Here is a 21,360-nt window from a genome sequence, read left to right as displayed (position 1 = left end):
TTACTATTTTTAGCTAGCAGTTCTTGATAGATACTTCTACTTTCTCTAACCATCAGGTTTTTTGCAGAAAAAATTAAGTAATCTTGAAAATATCTTAAGAAATAACAAACATTTTATTCTAAAAAACGCCCTTAATAATCATCATTTTTGCTAACTATGTATAAAACAAAGATAAAGGGTTTGGATAAGGGTGTAGGGGTATGGGGGTGTAGGGGTGCAAATTTTTAAAACCCTTACACCCAGTCTCAACAGATAACCTGGTTGCGTAAGTCCTATCTTGGTTCAGGCAGGCTGTTCTTGAGTAAGGGGGGAAAAGAAAAATTCTGACCCTCTTTCCTCCCCTACCTCTTCTCCTGGGGACTTCCAAGAAATAAATTATCCAATTTCCGAGAGAAGACATCGCTATTTTCCCCCTGCTCCCTGCTCCCTGCCCCTCCGCCTCTTCGATCAAACAGCAAGAAAATTCCCAACATAACTTGATTACCTCTTCTACTGGGTAGTGATTTCTGTCAAGCTGTACAAATGAATCGATCACATTAATGACAACAGAAATCTCTATGCTGAATCTGACTGGAAAAAATGCCTTGGTTACAGGTATCGCCAATAATCGTTCCATTGCCTGGGGGATTGCCCAACAACTGCACGCAGCTGGAGCCAACCTTGGTATTACTTATCTACCAGATGAACGTGGCAAATTTGAGAAGAAAGTTTCAGAACTCGTAGAACCCCTCAACCCCAGCTTATTCTTGCCTTGTAATGTTCAAAATGATGAACAAATTCAGTCTACTTTTGATACCATCCGCGATAAATGGGGCAGGTTAGATATTCTGATTCATTGTCTAGCCTTTGCTAACAGAGATGATTTGACTGGAGATTTTAGCCAAACATCCCGTGCTGGTTTTGCCACGGCTTTAGATATCAGCACTTTTTCACTGGTGCAGTTAAGTGGTGCGGCTAAACCTCTGATGACCGAAGGCGGTAGCATTATTACTTTGTCATATTTGGGTGGTGTCAGAGCTGTTCCTAACTACAACGTTATGGGAGTTGCTAAAGCGGGATTGGAAGCTAGTGTACGTTATCTAGCATCTGAACTCGGCTCTCAAAATATTCGCGTTAACGCCATCTCTGCTGGCCCTATCCGCACCTTGGCTTCTAGTGCCGTTGGTGGCATTTTAGATATGATTCATCATGTGGAACAAGTAGCGCCATTACGTCGGACTGTGACTCAGCTAGAAGTGGGTAATACAGCCGCTTTCTTGGCTAGTGATTTAGCTAGTGGTATTACTGGTCAAGTCCTGTACGTAGATGCAGGATACGAAATCATGGGGATGTAATAAAATCTGGGTACTGGGTATTAGGGATTGGGGATTAGGTATGAGGAACAAACAAGATGGAAAAAGATATATTTTTTCACCACTTTTTCCTTATACACCCAGTCCCCAATCCCCGATCCCCGATCCCTAATACCTAGCCCCTATGCAAATCAGCGATTATCCCCAACTTAACTTATCCTCAGTCCCTCGGATTGCTTCAGTGCATCGCACAACTGGGGAAACTAATGTGCAGGTTACTGTCAATTTGGATGGTACGGGAATTTGTACAGCAGCTACTGGCATTCCCTTTTTAGATCATATGTTGCATCAGATTTCCTCCCACGGCTTGATTGATTTGGATGTCCAAGCCCAAGGAGACTGGGAAATTGATGACCACCACACAAATGAAGATGTGGGTATTACTTTAGGTCAAGCTTTGGCTAAGGCATTAGGCGATAGAAAAGGTATAGTCCGCTTTGGTAATTTCCTCGCACCTTTAGACGAAGCTTTAGTGCAGGTAGCACTGGATTTTTCTGGTCGTCCTCACCTCAGCTACGGCTTACAAATTCCTACCGAACGTGTGGGAACTTATGACACCCAATTAGTTAGAGAATTTTTTGTGGCATTAGTCAACCATAGCCAAATGACTCTGCACATTCGCCAATTAGATGGCATTAATTCCCATCACATTATTGAGGCGACATTCAAAGCCTTTGCTAGAGCAGCCAGAATGGCTATAGAAGTCGATCCTCGCCGCGCTGGGACGATTCCTAGTTCTAAGGGGGTTTTGTAAGCAGCAGGGGAGGCAGAGGGGGCAAGGGAGCAGGGGAAGCAGAGGGGGCAGAGGGAGAAATTACTCCAAGATGTTCGCCCAGTCACCAATCCCCAGTCCCCAATCCCCAATCCCCAAATTTTGCAACAATTAACAAACCTATAGCGATCGCGCCTATCTTCCTGGGTACTTTATAACCAATGCTGCGTAATCACTAGTATTTGTTAATTAACAGCCAATGCAGTCTTTTACAGACACCCCGGATTCTCAATTAACTACCAAAAATACCCCACCGGTAGTGATGACTTCTGATTTACGAAAAGTTTATCGTACTGGCTTTTGGATGAATCAAAAAGTTGTTTCCCTCAAGGGCTGTTCTTTGACGGTTTACCAGGGGGAAACTTTTGGTTTACTAGGGCCGAATGGTGCGGGTAAAACTACTCTGTTAAAGCTGTTGTTGGGAATTATCCGCCCAAGCGGTGGACAAGGGTTATTGTTGGGTCAGCCATTAGGCGATCGCCATATCAAGCAACGTGTTGGTTATTTGAGTGAAAATCCCTATTTGTATGAGTATCTTACTGGTTGGGAGTTTTTAGAGTTAGCAGCTGGTTTATTTGCAATTCCTACCAGTGTGCAACGTCAACGCATTCCTGAATTATTGGATTTGGTGGGTTTATCTGTAGCTGATGCCCAAAAAAAACAGATGCGCCGCTATTCTAAAGGGATGCTACAACGTGTTGGCATGGCTCAGGCACTAATTAACGACCCAGAGTTGATATTTTTGGACGAACCGATGTCTGGTTTAGATCCTCTGGGACGCTACCGGATGCGGGAAATTATTTTGTCGCTGAAAGCCGCAGGTAAGACGATTTTCTTCAATAGCCATATTCTCAGTGAAGTGGAGCAAATATGCGATCGCATCGCCATTCTTTCACAAGGTGAATTAATTTGCTCTGGTTCTCTGGATGAACTACTGGGTAGTCAAAACACATACCATGTTAAAGGTCAAAATGGTGATTGGGAAATTCTCAAAAAATGGTTGGCAAATTTAGTATACGAACCTGATGGTTATTGGCAAGGTACACTGCAAGAAGATTATTATGATTTTCTCGCTAGTGTGCGTTTGATGGGTGGACGAATTATTTCTATGAATTTATCTCGTCAATCGTTAGAAGAGTTTTTTATCAAACAAATTCAAAAACAAGATACATCTTTGCATGACGATAAGTAGAACGACTTGAAAAAACCAACCTATGTTAAGTCATGTAAAAATACTAGGATTCAGTTTGTATAAGGACTTTAGTCCTTTTTTGAGAACTTTAGTTCTCACTACAAACATTTAATTATTTACCCTGTTCTACTCAATTGATCAATCAGAAGTATAGCCGTAGCCAAATAGATTATGACAACACAATGCTTTAAAGTCTGTCAACAGTCAACAGCTATAACTCAGCAAAAATACTAATCTGGAAACTATATTGCACAGATGTTGTTTAGTAAAATCGGTCAACCTTTACTGTAACTTCACTAAAAATTCAAACTTTGGAAAAAATATTTGACCGGATTACGATAGTTTTTCTAGGAAAATGAGAATTGTCGGGAAACTTCAATACTTAAGTATAGTCAAGATTAAAATGTTTAGACAATACTTTACCGATGGTAGTCTCAGAGTTTAAAAAATATGCTTAACACAGGTTCGCTGAAATTTCTATCACAGCCAGCTGTGGGTGCAGCTTTGCTAACTGCTGCTCATCTCATTGTGCCGTTTGCCAGCGTAGCTCAGGGACAACAAGTATTTCCTAATTCGCAAACAGTACCTCCTAATAACCAACGAGTATCACCACCAGTACAAGTAGATACAAAATACTTGTTGGGAGGCGGCGATCTAATTCGTGTAAATGTATTTGAAGTTCCCGAATATGGTGGTGAATACCAAATTCCTCCAGGTGGAGCTATCAACCTACCTTTAATCGGCAGTGTTTCAGTTCAAGGGTTCACGACAGAACAAGCAGCCGATGTGATCACTGACAGATATCGCAGGTATCTCAAACGTCCCCAGATTTCTGTCAATCTTTTATCCCCTCGCCCCATCAATATCTTAGTTGCTGGAGAAGTCACACGCCCAGGCTCTTACACTTTGAGCTTGCAAGGCGGTGCAGGTAATAATCCAGGGGTACAATATCCCACTGTATTGGCTGCACTCACAACAGCCCAGGGTGTTACCTTGGCAGCAGATGTCACTCAAGTGAAGCTGAGACGTAAAACCAGTAGTTCTACTGAGCAAATCGTGAGTCTAAATTTGAAGGAACTCATCCAAACTGGTAGCTCTTCACAAGATATTACTTTAAGAGATGGAGATGTTATAGTTGTGCCAACTGCTACTAGCTTCAACGTAGCAGAAGCACGTAATTTATTTGCTGCTAACTTTGCTGCTAGCCAAACAGCACCGCGTACAGTAGCCATTATTGGTCAAGTCAATCGTCCTGGCTCATATCTTGTGAGTGCGGGGGCGACAGAAGCTCAGGCTGGTGGGACTGGGGCTAGTGGCAGTGGTTTACCCACGGTGACACGAGCAATTCAATTAGCTGGCGGTATTACCTCCCAAGCAGATATTACCAATATCAAGTTACGCCGACCCACAAGGACTAATGGCGAGCAAAGTATAGACCTCAATCTTTTGGAATTATTACGTAGTGGTGATGTTAATCAAGACGTAATTGTCCAAGATGGAGACACAATTGTCATTCCTACTGCTACTGAGGTTAACCCTGCACTAGCCACGGAATTAGCAACTACTACCTTGTCCCCTAATACAATTCAGGTGGGTGTGGTAGGTGAAGTTAAACGCCCAGGAGCCGTAGACATTAGACCAAATAGCTCCTTAAACCAAGCACTACTCGCGGCGGGTGGATTTAATGACGCTAGAGCGCGTAGCGCCAGTGTGGAGTTGATTCGTCTTAACCCCAATGGTTCAGTGACAAAGCGTGAAGTAAAAGTTGACTTCAACCAAGGAATTAACGAAGAGACTAATCCCATACTCCGGAATAATGATGTTGTGGTAGTTGGTCGGTCTAATATAGCTAGAACAGGTGATACGCTGAATATAGTAGCCGGCCCTCTTGGTATAATCTTTAACTTCTTAAGATTTTTCGGACTTTAATCTTTCTCTGGGGACGTAAGTAATTAGTTTCGTCCCCTGATTTCCTTTGAATTTACCAGAGCAATTAGGCGATGCGATCGCCATTTATTTTTTAACATTAAATAAATATTAATTATTTACCTTCGTCTCATCACCAACTATACGGTTGCTTTGGTTGGTAACGAGTCATAGCTAATAGCCTTCTGCCGCTAGCGTCAGCAAAAAAGTAATTGTGTTTTACCATTACCAATTACCGTTCGGCTGACGCTCACGGTGAAGCCCATGACCCATTACCAACCCCGCAGATATTACAAGTATTCAAATAGACATGATAATAGACTTAAATGTAGGGCATGGTAGTACCATGTCCTTTAAACTAAAATTGCCCTAAAAGGTAATAGGAGCATATATGGAGCCAATTATTGCTATAGTCTTAGCGCTTATCGGTTATGCCTTAGGATCGGCAAAAATTATTAATGAAGGGAATGCAGCCCTTGTGGAACGCTTAGGACGGAGACATCGCACACTGAATCCAGGCTTAAACTTCATTGTGCCTTTGGTTGATCAGGTTGTGATGGAAGATACCACGAGGGAGCAGTTCATCGATATCAAACCCCAAAATGTGATCACTAGGGATAATATTTACCTAGAAGTTGATGCTATTCTTTTCTGGCGTATCCGGGATATGGAGAAAAGCTTCTATGCAATTGAAGACTTGCAGGGAGCGTTGACACAACTGGCGACAACCACACTCCGGGAAGTGATTGCTCAAAATACGGTAGAAGATACCAATGTCACCAGAGATGAAATGAACCGAACCATCTTAAGTGAGTTGAACAGCACAACAGCAGATTGGGGCGTTGAAATTATCCGGTTAGATATTCAAAGAATTACACCACCGGAAAGTGTGCGGAAAACTATGGAAGAGGAACGGGCGGCTGAATTCAAAAAACGGGCGCTAATTTCCGAAGCTGAAGGAGAACGTCAAGCTGCTATCAAGAAGGCAGAAGGAACAATGACGTCTATGCAGATAATTGCCGAAGCCTTGCGTAGTAATCCCGAAAGTAAAGAAATTCTCCGTTATTTGGTCGCTCAAGATTATATTAACGCTAGTTACAAACTAGGAGAAAGTACCAATGCCAAGGTTGTGTTTGTAGACCCAGGCAAATCCGGTGAATTGATGAAAGAAGTCATGGCTGAGACTGTAAATACTGATGGTAATGGGAAGAGTGGGGAGCATGGGTAGGAGGCAGGGGGCAGAGAGAAGAGCAGAGGGGCAGAGGAGCAGGGGGGAAATAACTCAATCCTCAGCACTCAATAACTCACCCCGAAAGAGTACATCAGCAACTAGAGATACATCACGCATCTCTTGCACATCATGTACTCGCAGGATATCAGCCCCATTGAAAATTGCAGCGCAACAAGCCGCAGCTGTTCCCCAAACTCGTGCTTCGGGATCTGGTTGATTTAAAATTCGACCGATAAAACTTTTACGGGATGCGCCTACTAAAATAGGACAATTTAGCGCCCGTAATGAACCTAAGCGGCGTAGTATTTCTAAATTTTGTTCGTAGTTTTTAGCAAAGCCAATACCAGGATCAATGATAATTTTTTCGGGTTGAATACCCAAGGTTGTGGCTGTGGTAATTTGGTTAGCTAAAAAACTAGAAATTTCTCCCATTAAATCTTGATATTCGGTAAATTGCTGCATAGTCTGTGGTGTACCACGGAGGTGCATCAATATAATTGGTACGCCAAAAGTTGCCACTGTGGGCAGCATTTGGGGGTCAAATGTGCCACCAGAGATATCATTAATAATATTTGCTCCAGCTTCTATAGATGCTTTAGCTATTTCTGCTCTAGTTGTATCTACTGATATGGGTACAGAAATTTGCGATCGCAATATCTGGACTATTGGCAATACACGCTCCAGTTCTTCTGTCAGGGTGATTTGCTCTGCTCCTGGTCTAGTAGATTGACCGCCGACATCGATAATATCAGCACCAGCAGCCACCAGAGCTTTTGCCTGGGCTAAAGCGGCAGATGTAGTATTAAATTTACCACCATCACTAAAACTATCTGGCGTTACATTTAAAACGCCCATTAAATAAGTACGCTGTCCCCAGTGGAAACAGCGATCGCCTATGATCAATTTACTGTACATAGTGATTAGTCATTGGTCATTAATCATTAGTCAATAGTCATTAGTCAAAAGTTTTGGACTATGGACTATGGACTATTGACTGTAGACTATTTACTGATAGTTCACAATTCGGGCGAAACTTGCAGCTTCTAGACTTGCTCCGCCCACGAGAACGCCATCAATTTCTGGTTGAGCCATAATCTCGTCAATATTATTTGGTTTGACTGAGCCACCATATTGAATTGGCACATCAGGATTCTTCAATTGGCTACGAATTAAGCCAATAACTCGATTAGCCTCTGTTGTTTCACAAGTGTCACCAGTACCAATTGCCCAAATTGGTTCATAAGCAATCACCAAATTCGTCTGATCGACATTTATGAGGTCTTTGTCTAGTTGGCTGACAATTAGTGATTCAGTTTCTCCAGAATCTCGCTGTTGTTTGGTTTCGCCTACACAAAGAATCGGCGTTAACCCATACTTTTGGGCAGCTTGGAGACGTAAATTAACTGTCTCGTCTGTTTCCCCAAAAAATTGTCGTCGTTCGCTATGACCGACAATGACGTAACGGACACCAATTTCTGTCAACATTGGGCCAGAGATTTCACCAGTGTAGGCTCCATTTTCTGCCCAGTGGACGTTTTGCGCTCCGAGTTGTACAAGGCTACCATGTAGACTCTGAGACAAAATGCCCAGATCAGTGAAAGGAACGCAAAGCAGCACTTCCCGTTCTTGAGGTGTTTCCTCTAATGCAGGCAGAAATTCTTTTAAGAACTCTTGAGACTCTGCCTGGGTTTTGAACATTTTCCAGTTACCGGCAATAACTATTTTCCGCACAGGTGATTTAGTCAAGTTCCTAACGCTACTAGATGCACTTTTCAGTTTATGACTTTTTGTTAGTCATTTAGTCATTAGTCATGAGTCATTTGTCAGTTGGTACTCCCATGTGTTCTCCAGCTTGCTTATTTGCCGAATATCCTGCGAAAAATTACTAGGATGGAAAATAAAGCTAGTTTAAAAATTAAAATTTAAAATATAGAACTAACATGACCTCGATATTACCCTTGCCTGATCCTCAACCAAGCGACGCAACCAATACAGATACAAGTTCTCTCAACTGGGAGGAAGAACTTGATAGTGCCATTTTTAGCTTTGAAGATATTCAAGCAGAACTCAACTATAAACAAGCACAATCGGCGCTGCGGAACTTAGTAGACAATATCGACCTCAGTTCTCAGGAAAAGGCTGGCTTGGAGTCAGAAATAGCTGATTTAGAAACCATGCTGGGGAAGTTAGACAGCATGGTGGTACAAATCGCTGCTTTTGGCATGGTGGGACGAGGTAAGTCTTCCTTGCTAAATGCTTTGGTGGGGGAATCTGTATTTGAAACGGGGCCTTTGCATGGTGTTACCCGTGCGGCTCAACGGGTCAATTGGCGGATTAGTGAAGAGGCGATTGGGGAAACAGAACGGGCTTTGCGTGTCACTTTACCATCGGTTGGGCGATCGCAGGTAGAATTAATCGATACCCCTGGGTTAGATGAAATTGATGGAGAAACCCGCACTGCTTTGGCGGAACAAATAGCCAAGCAAGCAGATTTAATTTTATTTGTGATTTCTGGCGACATGACCAAAATTGAGCATGAAGCCCTTTCTCAATTGCGAGAAGCAGGTAAACCCATAATTTTGGTTTTCAACAAGGTAGACCAGTATCCTGAAGCCGATAGGACGGCAATTTACCAGAAGATTCGGGATGAACGGGTGCGGGAATTATTGACACCCTTAGAAATTGTCATGGCGGCTGCATCACCACTGGTAAAAACTGCTGTGCGTCGTCCTGATGGTAGTAGGGGGGTGCAGGTGCGTGCTGGTAATGCTCAAGTGACAGAACTCCAGGTGAAGATTTTGGAGATTTTGCAACGGGAGGGTAAGGCTTTAGTTGCATTAAATACGATGCTGTTTGCCGATAATGTAAATGAGCAATTGGTACAGCGTAAATTGATAATTCGGGAGCAGAACGCTAATCAGTTGATTTGGAAAGCCGTCATGACTAAAGCGGTGGCGATCGCTCTTAATCCTGTGACTGTGGTAGATATACTGAGTAGTATCGTAATTGATGTTTCTCTGATTTTAGGCTTATCTAAACTCTACGGCATTCCCATGACGGAAGCGGGTGCTGTTCAATTGCTGCAAAAAATCGCCTTGAGTATGGGGGGTATAGGTGTTAGTGAGTTACTGGCAAACTTGGGTTTAAGTGGGTTAAAAACTTTACTTGGTATCTCTGCAACTGCTACAGCCGGTGTTGCCTTGGGGCCTTATATCTCTATTGCCCTTACCCAAGCTGGGGTGGCTGGTGTGTCTTCTTACGGTATTGGGCAAGTTACCAAAGTCTATTTAGCTAATGGGGCGACATGGGGGCCGGATGGGCCGAAAGCAGTAATTAACAGGATTTTGTCTACCCTGGATGAAAATTCCATTCTCAATCGCATCAAGGATGAATTGCAGGTAAAACTCCGTAGAGAATAAGTTGTAAGGCTTTAGCCTTTTCTTTAGGACTAAAGTCCTTACTACAAACTTGAATTATGACATCGACTCAAGGCCCCACCCTTGTTACTCGCATACAGCCGCGACCATCGTTATAAACTTGGAAAATGGGATACTGATCTGAGCGGACTAACAAACCGACATACTGAGATGCACTAATAGCACTATCACAAATAGTTGTTGGCTCACCAGAGCGGAATGCACGATCTGACCAAGTACACTGGCCGGGAGATATGCCTTGGGGTGCTGCGCCTGGCCCGGCTTGGAAACCAATTCGCACACCGTTGCTGCCATTATTGCGTATAGATAATGTACCACCACCACGACAGGTTAATGGGTAGCTTTGTTGAGCGGAGGCAGTATTTATCGGTAGAGTCGGGGTTAAAATAGTAACTACAGCAGTAATTTTAAGTAAATTAGAAAATACTTTCATCTTTCGACTCCTAGAAATTGATGGGAGAGTAAGACCAAATTGCTCTTCCAATGACTCTTAGGTTTGATGAAAAATTTTTATGCAGTCTTTTGGATAAAAACTATGACGCTTTTAGCTAAAACATCATGACAGATCCAATTAATACACTGAGTCGTTTTTTACTATAAGAATTTAACTACTGATAAATTTAAATATTCTCCCTTACCCACTTTCTAAATGCCCTCAGCGCTGGGCTTCTGCCTAAAGTGCGACTTTGTTCAACAAACTTGGGAATTGCTTCTAAAATTGGCAAGTTAGGAAAATTGGGACTAATTTCAGACTCGATATATTTACCATCCTGAAAAACATTAATTTGTAGCTTTCCTGTCTCATATCTCCACAATTCAGGAACCTTTAATGCTTCATAGGCATCAAGTTGGGTTTTAGAAGTAACATCAACTTCGATAACTAAATCAGGTGGAGGATCAACCGTTAAATCGATTCGCTCTTTACCTATCATCTGAGCTTGATTTTGAATATAAAAGGAATCATCTGGCTCTATACCAAAACGCATATCTTCACGTTTAAAGGTAGTTGAGCCAAAGGATTCACAATCAATTTCTAACTCTTCCAAGATAATTTTTACCAAATCCCCAATGATGACTTTGGCTACCTCATGCTTAGGTAATGGCATTCTTATCTCCAAAGTTTCCTGACTGTAAGCCAACCGAGTTGCCCGATGGTCGCCTAGTTCCGCAAGAATTGCTTCAAATTCTTGCCAGCTAACATTGTGGACTCTGACTCTATGACCCGGTGGCACACTTAATTGTCTGAATTGAAGTGTTACCATTACTAATTAATTAAATTTAATGGTGAGTTATGAGTTTGAGCTTGTAACAACAAGTATAAATCAATTCAAAATAAGCAAATTTTGTTAGCGCAGCCTTGCCGTAGGCTATGTTGAATTGTTAAGGGTGAGTTGTGAAAAAATTGGAGTGATAAATATTACCACTCCAAGATTCTGAATAGAGGAGACATTTGTTAACTGATACTACTTGCCATTGCCGTTACTGCCATTACCATTACTAGCAAGTACGCGTTCAGCAAGCTTTTCTGGGACTTCTTGTAGGTGGTCATAAGCCCAATGGAAATAACCAACGCCGAGGGTGAGCGATCGCAGCTCTACAATAAAGTTCTGCATCTCGGCTTGTGGTAGGTAAGCAGAAATATTATCCCAACCTTGCCAATCTTGTCTGCCTTCGTAGCCTAAAATCTGCCCCCGTCTACCACTCAACAATTGCAGCACCTTAGAGGTAAACTCGCTGGGTGTGGTCACTTCTACCCGCAGAATCGGCTCTAATAAGGTGGGTTGGGCTTGGGGTATGCCTGTTTGCATAGCTAAACGGGCAGCTTGCTTGAAGGCTTGTTCGGAACTATCGACGGTGTGATAGGAACCATTGGTTAATGTCACTGCTACATCCACCACAGGGAAGCCTAAAGGCCCATGTACCAGGAATTCCCGCACACCCATTTCTACCCCAGGAATATACTGTCTAGGCACTACACCGCCAACAATGCTTTCCCTGAAGTTGAAGCCTTCACCCCGTGGTAGGGGTTTGATATCCAAGAACACATCACCGAACTGTCCATGACCACCGCTTTGATGTTTGTAGCGTCCATGTACTGAGGTGACTGGTTTACGGATGGTTTCTTTATAAGGTACTTGTGGCAGGTGGGTAGACATGGGCAAGTTATATTTGCGGCGTAGTCTATCCAGGGCGACTTGCAAATGAATCTCGCCTTGTCCCCACAAAATCACTTCGTGGGTGTCGCCGTGTTGTTCCCAAGCTAAAGAGGGGTCTTCTTCTAATAGTTTGGTGATAGCACTGCTGAGTTTTACTTCATCGTTGCGCTTTTCTGGGGTGATGGCGAGGGCGTAAACTGGCTCTAATTGTTGGGCTTTGGGTAATTGCGTCGGCTGTTCTGTGGAGATGGTATCCCCGGTTTTAATTCCTTCTAAACGACTGAGGGCGACAATTTCACCTGCGCCGACTTCGTTCACCGACTGCTGTTGTTGTCCCATGAGGCGATAAATTCCGCCAGCGCGCACGCCGTTGAGGACGATACCATCGGTGAGTTTGCCTTGCCATACCCGCACGAGGGAGAGTTTGCCACCTTGGGGAGTGTAATAGGTTTTTAAGACTTGGGCTATGGGTGTATTACTAGCTTTTCCTTTGAGGCGATGGGCGGCGGTGGTTTCTGGTTCGGGGGCTTCCCTGAGTAAAGCTTCTAATAAAGGTCTGACACCATAATCTTGTTCAGCGACACCAAAGAAGACGGGGACTACTAAATCTGCCCCTAATTCCATTTTTAAATCTTTGAGAATTTCTTCTTGGGGCGGTTCAATATCTTCTAAAAGTTCTTCCAATAAATGGTCATCAAAATTTGCTAGGGCTTCGAGCATTTCTGCCCGTGCAGTATGTTCTTCTTGTTTGAGATGTTCAGGGAAGGGAATGGGGTCAGCTGGTGCGCCGGGATGGTATTGATAGGCTTGTTCACTCACCATGTCGATAAAGCCGGTGAGTTGTTCCCCTGCCATGATGGGGTATTGGTGCGCTACTAATGGACGACTGGAAACTGCTTTGAGGGCGTGTAATGTTTCGAGGACATGAATGTTTGCTCGATCCATTTTATTCACAAAGACAAGATGGGGAATTTCCCAATCGTCTAGGAATTTAAATAGAGGAGCAAGGGTGAGGACTCTTTCACGTATTGGTTCGCAGACAACAATTGCTGCATCAACGCCCATTAAAGCGTTATATGTTTCTTGGGTAAATTCAACGCTACCCGGACAGTCTATAAAGGTAAAACGAATGTCGTTATACTCAGCGCAGGCGGTGCTGATTTCTACGCTCATGTGGCGATCGCGTGATTCATTCGCACTATCCCCAACTGTGTTACTATCCTTAACGCTGCCTTTGCGAGAAATCGCTCCTGTGACAAATAATAAGCTTTCTAGTAAAGTTGTTTTTCCACTTAAATAAGGGCCGACAATGGCAACATTCCGCGAACCTAATCTGACTTTTTCGCTCATAAAACCTCCCTTGCGGTAAGTCTCAATACCGCATTGCCCTGTTTTTTCAAAGATGAATAATCCGAGAATTACCCTCTCTTTAATTTGTTATTATCCTTCCTTTAATCAATGATGAAAAAAATTGTAGCCTGTCGTAAGATTTACCTTAAGAAACGTTAAGCGATACAAACTTTAATGCAGAATCTAAAATTTTTGTTAAAACGTAATTTTGAATGTCAGTTTATTTGAAGTAAAGATAACGGAAATTGTTGTGAGTTAACCCATCAATGAGATTACCATTCTATAAATATCGCATAGTAGCGTTGCTGAGTTTGATATTACTAGGTGAATGCTTGACACCAGCCAACGCAACTATCCCCGCCATCCCCAAACTATTAGCACAATATAGTCTTCCTACAGCCCCAACCTTATTAAATCAGGGATTACAGGCAATCCAAGCTGGGAGAATCCAAGATGCGATCGCTGCTTTCCAGTCAGCCATTCAGTTAGATCCTAACCTAGCCGCAGCCCACTACAATCTGGGTTTAGCCCTGCGACAAACCGGACAATTACAACCAGCCGCCGACGCATTTTATCGCGCTACCCAAAGTGACCCCAATTTTGCTTTAGCCTTCGCTAATTTAGGCGGCTCATTATTAGAAGGTAATAATTTACAACAAGCAAACGACTATTTGCAACGTGCGTTGGAATTAGAACCCAGGCTGGGTTTTGCACATTACAACTTGGGGTTAGTGAGGCAGCAGCAACAAAATTGGGAAGGAGCGATCGCCTCATTTCAAAAGGCAGTAGAATTGAGTAAAAATGCACCTGAGCCTCATTATTATCTAGGGCTTTGTTATTTACAAATAGGTAAATTGAATGAGGCTAAGAATGCTTTTAATCAAGCTATAAAAATCAACCCGCGATATTCTGAAGCTTATTATAATTTGGGCGTTATCTTATTCAATCAAGGCAACTCCCAAGAAGCATTAATAGCCTTTAGAAATTCCGCCGAAGCTAATCCTAATTATCCCAATGCTTATTACGGTGCAGGATTAGTTTTCACCCAATTAAATCAATATAGTGAAGCGGCGAAAGTATTTAATCACGCCAGAAATTTATATAATACCCAAGGTAATCCTCAATGGGCAAAAAATTCTGAACAATTGTTACAACAAGTACAAAATTTAAATTCCTTACCACGCGGAGGTAATAATAATTAACCTACGCTAAAAATAAAATATGGGGTGAAATAACTAATGTCGTCGCAAATTAACCCCTCTTGACATGAACAATAAAATACAAAAGCGTACCAAGAGTAGATTTCTATTTTGCGATCGCTGGTTAGATCGCCATGCTATTGTTCGTAATATGGAAGCTTTTCAAGATTTATTAGTCATAATCTTGTGTTTAGCTTTATTTGCCGTGATGTTAATCCAGTTGTGGGGCATATTTGTTGCCATCACACAGTCACTAGACTATAAACACATAACGGCAAAAATGCTATTTATCTTGATTTTGGTCGAATTATTTAGACTATTAATGGTCTACTTGCAAGAGCATAGCATTGCTGTAGGTGTAGCTGTAGAAGTGGCAATTGTATCAGTACTACGAGAAGTAGTTGTTCACGGCGCACTAGAAATTTCTGCAATTCAGACAGGTGCAATTTGTGGTTTATTATTTATCCTGGGTGCATTACTGATAGTTTGTGCCAAAACACCACACATGGATTGCATTAGTGCAAATACAAAAATGTGTCCGATTTTTTATCAAGGGCGTAAAGAAAAAGAAACAGATTTTGAATTTCAATATTCGCGCCGTTGTGACAAAAATCAACCTTTGGGGTAATTGGAAATCAAAAATCTCACGCATAGACACAAAAACCCGAATAAAAACTCTGCGCCTCCGCGCCTCTGCGTGAGACAGCCTACCCTACTACAACCAACGCGCCGCATCTTTAGCGTGATAGGTTAAAATCAAGTCAGCACCAGCACGCTTAAACCCAGTGAGAGTTTCCATCACCACACGCTGTTCATCAATCCAACCATTCAGCGCCGCAGCTTTCACCATCGAATACTCACCAGACACATTGTAAGCAGCCACAGGTAAATTACTGGCTTCCTTCACCCGCCAGATAATGTCCATGTAAGCCAAAGCCGGCTTCACCATCAACATATCAGCGCCTTCTGCAATATCTAGTTCAATTTCTTTGATGGCTTCGCGGGAGTTACCGGGGTCCATTTGGTAGGTTCTGCGATCGCCAAATTGGGGTGTAGAATCTGCTGCATCCCTAAATGGGCCATAATAAGCCGAAGCATACTTAGCAGCATAGGACAAAATTGGCGTGTCTTGAAATCCAGCCTCATCTAAACCAGCGCGAATTGCCTGCACAAAGCCATCCATCATTCCGGAAGGCGCGATAATATCCGCACCAGCTTTGGCTTGGGAAACTGCGGTTTTCTTCAATAGTTCTAAAGTGGGGTCGTTCAATACTCTTCCTGTCAAATCACCCACTTGCAAATAACCGCAATGACCGTGACTGGTATACTCACATAAACAAGTATCCGCAATCACAATTAAATCAGGTACGGCGGATTTTACCGCAGTCGCCGCCTTCTGAACAATACCGCAATCATGCCAAGCACCTGTTGCATCTGTATCTTTATCTGCGGGAATACCAAACAAAATAATTGCCGGAATGCCTAAATCGTAAACTTCTTTAGCCTCTTCTACAATTTTATCTACCGATAGTTGGTAGACACCAGGCATAGATTTTACTTCCTTGGCAATTCCTTCACCTGGGACAGCAAACAACGGGTAAATCAAATCATTGGTAGTCAATACAGTCTCACGTACCATGCGGCGTAATTGGGGATGGGTACGTAAACGACGAGGGCGATGTGTTGGAAACATAAACTTTTGTAAAGAATAACAATGGTATGGACACAAAACAAAGCGTCACAAAAGTCTGACGAAACTCCGTTGTTGTCGGACAGACTACAAAAAGTGCTTAACTGTCCTTTGCCCTACTCTGCTTCAAGTTGTGGGGCAATTTTGTATTTTACCTTGCTGTTGCGTGTTAGTTGTCAGTTGTCAGTGTTGTGGATGGGAAATTTTCCATTTGGTAGGCATCTGTATTACATCTCGAAAATCGAGAAGTTTGAAAATTTTATTTGTTAATAATCAGACAATTGAGATTTGATGAAATAGGCGATCGCCTATTTTTAAATTCTCAATTTTTAGGATACATTTATGATAATTTTTATTAAAAAAATTGTATGCCAACTCGAAACCAAGGAAGCAGACAGCTACCTTTGAGGGCAAACATCACCTAAAAATCCAGCACAGCTAAACTGTAATTATCATTCCATAAAACTACGGATTAATGAGCAACTGATTTGCTGATTTAGCTTTTTTTTAAACACCATTAAAGCTTTTTGAGTTCTCTGAGGACTTATACCAATTCTCTAGGAAGCACTAAATAAATATTTAAAATCCCTACACCCTTACACCCCTACGCCCAGTCTCAAAACACAATCTGCTGGGGTAAGCCCCATCAGCTATTCTGCTTTTAATTTTAAATTTTAAATTCCGAGCAAAGCGACGTGACGAGCATCGTTGTTTTAAGATGAAAAGACTCGCTAAAGTAGAAAAAAATTAAGTTAAGTTACGTAACGAGGAAGTTAATACATTTTATGTCTACTGAAATACAGACGGAACTCCACCAAGCTGTTGAGCTTCGCCGCAATTTTGCTATTATCTCTCACCCTGACGCTGGTAAAACTACGCTGACTGAAAAACTACTCCTGTACGGGGGTGCAATTCACGAAGCTGGCGCAGTCAAAGCCCGCCGCGCCCAACGTAAGGCGACTTCAGACTGGATGGCAATGGAACAACAACGGGGTATTTCTATTACATCTACAGTATTACAGTTTGAGTACCAAAATTGCCAGATTAATTTGCTCGACACGCCCGGACACCAAGATTTTAGTGAAGACACTTATCGCACCTTGGCGGCGGCTGATAATGCGGTGATGTTAATTGACGTGGCTAAAGGTTTGGAACCCCAAACGCGCAAGTTATTTGAAGTGTGTAAATTACGGGGCTTACCAATTTTCACATTTATTAACAAACTTGACCGCCCAGGTAGGGAACCACTGGAACTATTAGACGAGATTGAGCAAGAATTGGGATTACAAACCTACGCTGTTAACTGGCCGATTGGTATGGGCGATCGCTTCAAGGGTGTTTTTGATAGAAACAAACAACAAATCCACCTGTTTGAACGCAGCGCTCACGGTAGTAAGGAAGCCCGTGATACAACTGTAGAGCTAGGCGACCCCAGAATTGAAGAACTGCTCGAACAAGATTTGTACTACCAACTGAAAAACGATCTAGAACTTTTAGAAGGTGTCGGCCCGGAATTAGATTTAGATTTGGTGCATCAAGGCAAGATGACACCAGTTTTCTTTGGTAGTGCCATGACAAACTTTGGGGTAGAGTTATTCCTCAAGTACTTCCTAGACTATGCCCTAAAACCAGGTGTCCACATCAGCAGCGTTGGTGAAGTACCTCCCACATACCCAGAGTTTTCGGGTTTTGTCTTTAAATTACAAGCCAATATGGACCCCAAGCACCGAGATCGGGTTGCTTTTATCCGGGTCTGCACTGGTAAGTTTGAAAAAGATATGACAGTTAATCATGCCCGGACTGGCAAAATTGTGCGCCTATCGCGTCCACAAAAACTCTTTGCCCAAGAACGGGAATCGATTGATGTAGCTTATCCAGGTGATGTGATCGGTTTGAATAATCCAGGTGTTTTTGCGATCGGCGATACAATTTACACGGGGCAAAAGCTGGAATATGAAGGGATTCCGTATTTTTCGCCAGAACTATTTGCGACTCTTCGCAACCCAAACCCCTCGAAATTTAAGCAATTTCAGAAAGGCATCTCCGAATTGCGCGAAGAGGGCGCAGTGCAAATTATGTACTCAGTTGATGAAGCCAAGCGCGACCCAATTATGGCAGCTGTGGGTCAGTTGCAATTCGAGGTGGTGCAGTTTCGCTTACAAAACGAGTATGGTGTAGAAACCATTCTGGAACTACTACCCTACAGCGTCGCCCGTTGGGTCGAAGGCGGTTGGGAAGCTTTGAACAAGGTGGGACGTATTTTCAACACCACCACAGTCAAAGACAGTATGAACCGCCCAGTTTTACTGTTCCGCAACGAGTGGAACTGTCAACAGTTACAGGGAGATCATCCAGAGTTAAAACTCAGCGCGATCGCTCCAGTTTTTTCTAGCCAAACATTAGAATAATTCAAAATTCAAAATTCAAAATTCAAAATTAATAATACTAGACGTATTAATTACGAATTGCGAATCAAGAATTAGAAATTGCTAGGCTGGAAATTACTGGCATTTAAAATCAGTTCAACCAAATTTATTATTCAAAGATAAACTCAGAAAACCCTGTCAGGTTTAGGTTTTTTTATTTTGAATTTTGAATTTTGAATTGATACCGCGCTGTTGCATCACCGTAGATCAATTAGCAGAGATGGGAGTGCCAGAATTTCTATGCCTTCACATACTGAATCGGCTTTGGAGGCTGGTTTAGCGGCCCTCAAGCAGGGAAATTATCAAACAGCGATCGCTCAACTAGAACCCATCGCCACCCAGGGGAATGGAACGGCTAGCCTACAAGCTAGAGTGGGTTTAGTCATGGCCTATGCACGCAGTGGCGAACTCAAGAAAGCGATCGCCCTGTGTCAAACCCTGACCGAAAGCCAAAACACTCAGGTGAAAGAATGGGCTAATGTTGCCCTGACACACCTCACAAAAAAACGTAAAAAGCCGCAAAATTCTCATCATCCAGCCGCAGATACATCTCCAGCAGCTACTACCAAGCCTCGCTACTCATCATCTGTGCCATCTGTAGGCTTGCAAAATAGATATGTAGGTAACAACGGCTTATTAAACTCTCCAGGTTATACCCAACCCAAAGAATTTGGGATTTATTGGCGACAAGCAAAACGCGCCAAAGTCTGGCAACCTTTAAAAAAGCCCAGTTTAATACCTTTGCGGCTGCTGTCAGTAGGAACATTCATCGCCCTGTTTTGGGTGCTGAAAGAAATCCTCAAGTCCGTTATGGCAGCCATTAACATCACCTTGGTGAAACTGCCTTACTTAGAACCATTACAGCTGTTATATCGAGATCCTAGCAGATTGATATTAGCTATTTTGTTCATAGCGATCGCTGCATCCCCTTGGTTGCTAGATTGGCTACTCGCTTATTTCTATGGACAAAAAGAGTTATCTAAAGACCTATTGCCTAATTACAGTCGGGAAACCTCCCGTGTTCTACATCGCTACTGCCAACAGCGACATTGGCCGTCACCCCAACTACGAATTTTACCCATAGCTGCACCCATAGCATTAACTTATGGGAACCTACCCCGAAACGCCAGAATCGTGGTCAGTCAGGGGTTACTAGAACAACTGGCAGATGATGAAATTGCTGCTATTTATGCCTCACAACTAGGACAGATCACTCACCAAGATTTTGTCCTTATGTCATTGCTACTGCTGATCACCCTACCAATTTATCAATTGTATCAGCAAGTTGCTGTATGGGCAGACAAATTATCCAAAGGCGCATTTCATTGGCCGTTGACCATTACTTCAAGTTTGCTTTATGGGTTGTGGTGTGTGTTGACTGGTACGGGGTTGCTTTACTCACGACTTAGACCTTACCATAGCGATCGCCTAGCGGCAGAAGTTACAGGTAATCCCAATGGCTTGACTCGCGCCTTGCTGAAAATTAGCATTGGCATTGCCAATGATGTGAAAAGGGAAGAACAAACCAGTGGTTTATTAGAAAGCTTAAACCTCCTGCTACCAGTCAGCTATCAACAAAGTATTTCTTTAGGAAGTATTGCTGGTCATTTGAACTTTGAATCTTTGTTGATGTGGGATAGTATCAACCCCTATCGTCGTTGGTTAACAGTTAATAATACCCATCCTTTAATAGGCGATCGCATCCGTAACCTCTGTCAAATAGCCCAGCATTGGCATATAGATCCAGAAGTTCATATAACTAGCCAACAATCACTCAGTGAACAGACATTACAAGTCACCCATCAATCATTCTTACGGCAAACTGCTCCTTTTTTAGGAGTTCCTCTAGGTTTAGTCTTTGCCGGATTGATTTGGCTAGTTTGGCAAACTGCCTTTGCACTCAAGTTTTTAAATTTAAAGTGGATTTATGAAGATTTATCTTTCGTGACAGGTTGCCTACTTATCGGCTTCAGCATTGGTACGGTCATCAGGATGAACTCCTTTTTTCCCAACATTAAGCAAAGCAACATCCACACAGATCAACAACTACCCCACCTGTTAGCAAACCCCTCCAGCCTACCCATAGATAGCGTTCCCGTGCAGTTTGTCGGCAAGTTATTAGGTCGCCAAGGCATGAGTAACTTTCTATCCCAAGACTTAATTCTTCAATCCAGCACAGGCTTAGTGAAATTACATCATGTTTCTTGGCTAGGACAACCAATTAATCCCCAGGATTTAGTTGGTCGGCAAATTATTGTTACAGGTTGGTTTCGTCGAGGTGCTACACCCTGGATAGACATCCAATCCATCCAAACCCAAAGTGGCAAAACTATTAATAGTCCCCACCCTATCTGGTCGATTATCTTGGCAGTCGCAGCCCAAGCTTGGGGAGCCTATATTTTTCTTGTAGGTTAGCCAAGGGGGATTAGATAGTAACCTGTACAGACGCGATTAACCGCGTCTCTATTAGCCAATGGAAAATGAAAATGTAAATAAATATTGCTATTTATTTTAAAAAATGTTACATTTTCTTAAGAAAATAAGCAGCCCAAATTAAACAACTAGCGAGCTTGGTTGTATCTATTAGGCTCCTTGCGCCAATCTATCTGTTTTATCCTCCCAACACAGC

The 21,360-nt window shown here is 42.7% G+C and carries 16 protein-coding genes; 10 read left to right on the top strand and 6 right to left on the bottom strand.

Annotated elements, in window-relative coordinates; translation table 11 throughout:
• Positions 1 to 557: 557 nt before the first annotated feature.
• The 5 genes from fabI to ACM5QX_RS05380 all read left to right on the top strand — a co-directional run bounded on the left by fabI (position 558) and on the right by ACM5QX_RS05380 (position 6,470).
• The gene (gene fabI, locus ACM5QX_RS05400) at positions 558 to 1,334 is read left to right on the top strand and encodes an enoyl-ACP reductase FabI (RefSeq protein ID WP_041456288.1); all 777 of its coding nucleotides are present in this window, start codon (positions 558 to 560) and stop codon (positions 1,332 to 1,334) included.
• A gap of 142 nt (positions 1,335 to 1,476) precedes the next feature.
• Positions 1,477 to 2,106, top strand: coding sequence for an imidazoleglycerol-phosphate dehydratase HisB (hisB, locus tag ACM5QX_RS05395; RefSeq protein WP_414752708.1), 630 nt, complete (start codon positions 1,477 to 1,479; stop codon positions 2,104 to 2,106).
• 217 nt (positions 2,107 to 2,323) lie between these two features.
• Positions 2,324 to 3,316 (top strand): ABC transporter ATP-binding protein, encoded by a 993-nt coding sequence (locus ACM5QX_RS05390; RefSeq protein WP_414752707.1) that lies wholly within the window; start codon positions 2,324 to 2,326, stop codon positions 3,314 to 3,316.
• A 450-nt stretch (positions 3,317 to 3,766) separates the two neighbouring features.
• Complete coding sequence (locus ACM5QX_RS05385; protein WP_414752706.1) at positions 3,767 to 5,245, top strand: SLBB domain-containing protein; 1,479 nt, start codon at positions 3,767 to 3,769, stop codon at positions 5,243 to 5,245.
• Positions 5,246 to 5,633: 388 nt separating this feature from the next.
• A complete protein-coding gene (locus ACM5QX_RS05380; RefSeq protein ID WP_010998524.1) occupies positions 5,634 to 6,470 on the top strand; it encodes an SPFH domain-containing protein in 837 nt (278 codons plus the stop codon).
• Positions 6,471 to 6,524: 54 nt separating this feature from the next.
• Here ACM5QX_RS05380 and folP read toward each other — a convergent pair whose 3' ends face one another.
• Complete coding sequence (gene folP / locus ACM5QX_RS05375; protein WP_414752705.1) at positions 6,525 to 7,388, bottom strand: dihydropteroate synthase; 864 nt, start codon at positions 7,386 to 7,388, stop codon at positions 6,525 to 6,527.
• Between the two features lie 90 nt (positions 7,389 to 7,478).
• Positions 7,479 to 8,204, bottom strand: a complete 726-nt coding sequence (tpiA, locus tag ACM5QX_RS05370) for a triose-phosphate isomerase (protein ID WP_414752703.1) — start codon at positions 8,202 to 8,204, stop codon at positions 7,479 to 7,481.
• Between the two features lie 209 nt (positions 8,205 to 8,413).
• Between tpiA and ACM5QX_RS05365 the strand changes: the two genes are divergently transcribed.
• Positions 8,414 to 9,892, top strand: a complete 1,479-nt coding sequence (locus tag ACM5QX_RS05365) for a GTP-binding protein (protein ID WP_414752702.1) — start codon at positions 8,414 to 8,416, stop codon at positions 9,890 to 9,892.
• A 67-nt stretch (positions 9,893 to 9,959) separates the two neighbouring features.
• Here ACM5QX_RS05365 and ACM5QX_RS05360 read toward each other — a convergent pair whose 3' ends face one another.
• From ACM5QX_RS05360 to ACM5QX_RS05350, 3 genes are all read right to left on the bottom strand, one after another.
• Positions 9,960 to 10,343, bottom strand: coding sequence for a hypothetical protein (locus ACM5QX_RS05360; RefSeq protein ID WP_414752701.1), 384 nt, complete (start codon positions 10,341 to 10,343; stop codon positions 9,960 to 9,962).
• Between the two features lie 187 nt (positions 10,344 to 10,530).
• Positions 10,531 to 11,172, bottom strand: a complete 642-nt coding sequence (locus ACM5QX_RS05355) for a Uma2 family endonuclease (RefSeq protein ID WP_414752700.1) — start codon at positions 11,170 to 11,172, stop codon at positions 10,531 to 10,533.
• 201 nt (positions 11,173 to 11,373) lie between these two features.
• Positions 11,374 to 13,416 (bottom strand): elongation factor G, encoded by a 2,043-nt coding sequence (locus ACM5QX_RS05350; RefSeq protein WP_414752699.1) that lies wholly within the window; start codon positions 13,414 to 13,416, stop codon positions 11,374 to 11,376.
• Between the two features lie 266 nt (positions 13,417 to 13,682).
• On the opposite strand from ACM5QX_RS05350, the gene ACM5QX_RS05345 reads away from it, so the two are divergent.
• Together ACM5QX_RS05345 and ACM5QX_RS05340 are read left to right on the top strand one after the other, a co-directional pair.
• Positions 13,683 to 14,618 carry a tetratricopeptide repeat protein gene (locus tag ACM5QX_RS05345; protein ID WP_414752698.1) on the top strand — a complete coding sequence of 312 codons (936 nt, stop codon included), beginning with the start codon at positions 13,683 to 13,685 and terminating at the stop codon, positions 14,616 to 14,618.
• A 64-nt stretch (positions 14,619 to 14,682) separates the two neighbouring features.
• Positions 14,683 to 15,243: a phosphate-starvation-inducible PsiE family protein gene (locus ACM5QX_RS05340; protein WP_011320023.1), complete on the top strand. Its 561-nt coding sequence runs from the start codon at positions 14,683 to 14,685 to the stop codon at positions 15,241 to 15,243.
• Positions 15,244 to 15,330: 87 nt separating this feature from the next.
• On the opposite strand, the gene hemB is transcribed toward ACM5QX_RS05340, so the two are convergent.
• Entirely contained in the window at positions 15,331 to 16,308 is a 978-nt protein-coding gene (gene hemB / locus ACM5QX_RS05335) for a porphobilinogen synthase (protein ID WP_414752697.1), read from the bottom strand.
• Between the two features lie 782 nt (positions 16,309 to 17,090).
• On the opposite strand from hemB, the gene prfC reads away from it, so the two are divergent.
• Positions 17,091 to 18,713: a peptide chain release factor 3 gene (prfC, locus tag ACM5QX_RS05330; RefSeq protein WP_414752696.1), complete on the top strand. Its 1,623-nt coding sequence runs from the start codon at positions 17,091 to 17,093 to the stop codon at positions 18,711 to 18,713.
• A gap of 258 nt (positions 18,714 to 18,971) precedes the next feature.
• Positions 18,972 to 21,146 carry a M48 family metalloprotease gene (locus tag ACM5QX_RS05325; RefSeq protein ID WP_414752695.1) on the top strand — a complete coding sequence of 725 codons (2,175 nt, stop codon included), beginning with the start codon at positions 18,972 to 18,974 and terminating at the stop codon, positions 21,144 to 21,146.
• Positions 21,147 to 21,360: the final 214 nt, after the last annotated feature.

The sequence above is a fragment of the Anabaena sp. CCY 9910 genome, from assembly GCF_963920875.1.
Classification (GTDB): domain Bacteria; phylum Cyanobacteriota; class Cyanobacteriia; order Cyanobacteriales; family Nostocaceae; genus Trichormus; species Trichormus variabilis.
The sequence above is the reverse complement of the archived record's forward strand: the minus strand, read 5'-3'. Positions and strand labels throughout refer to the sequence as shown.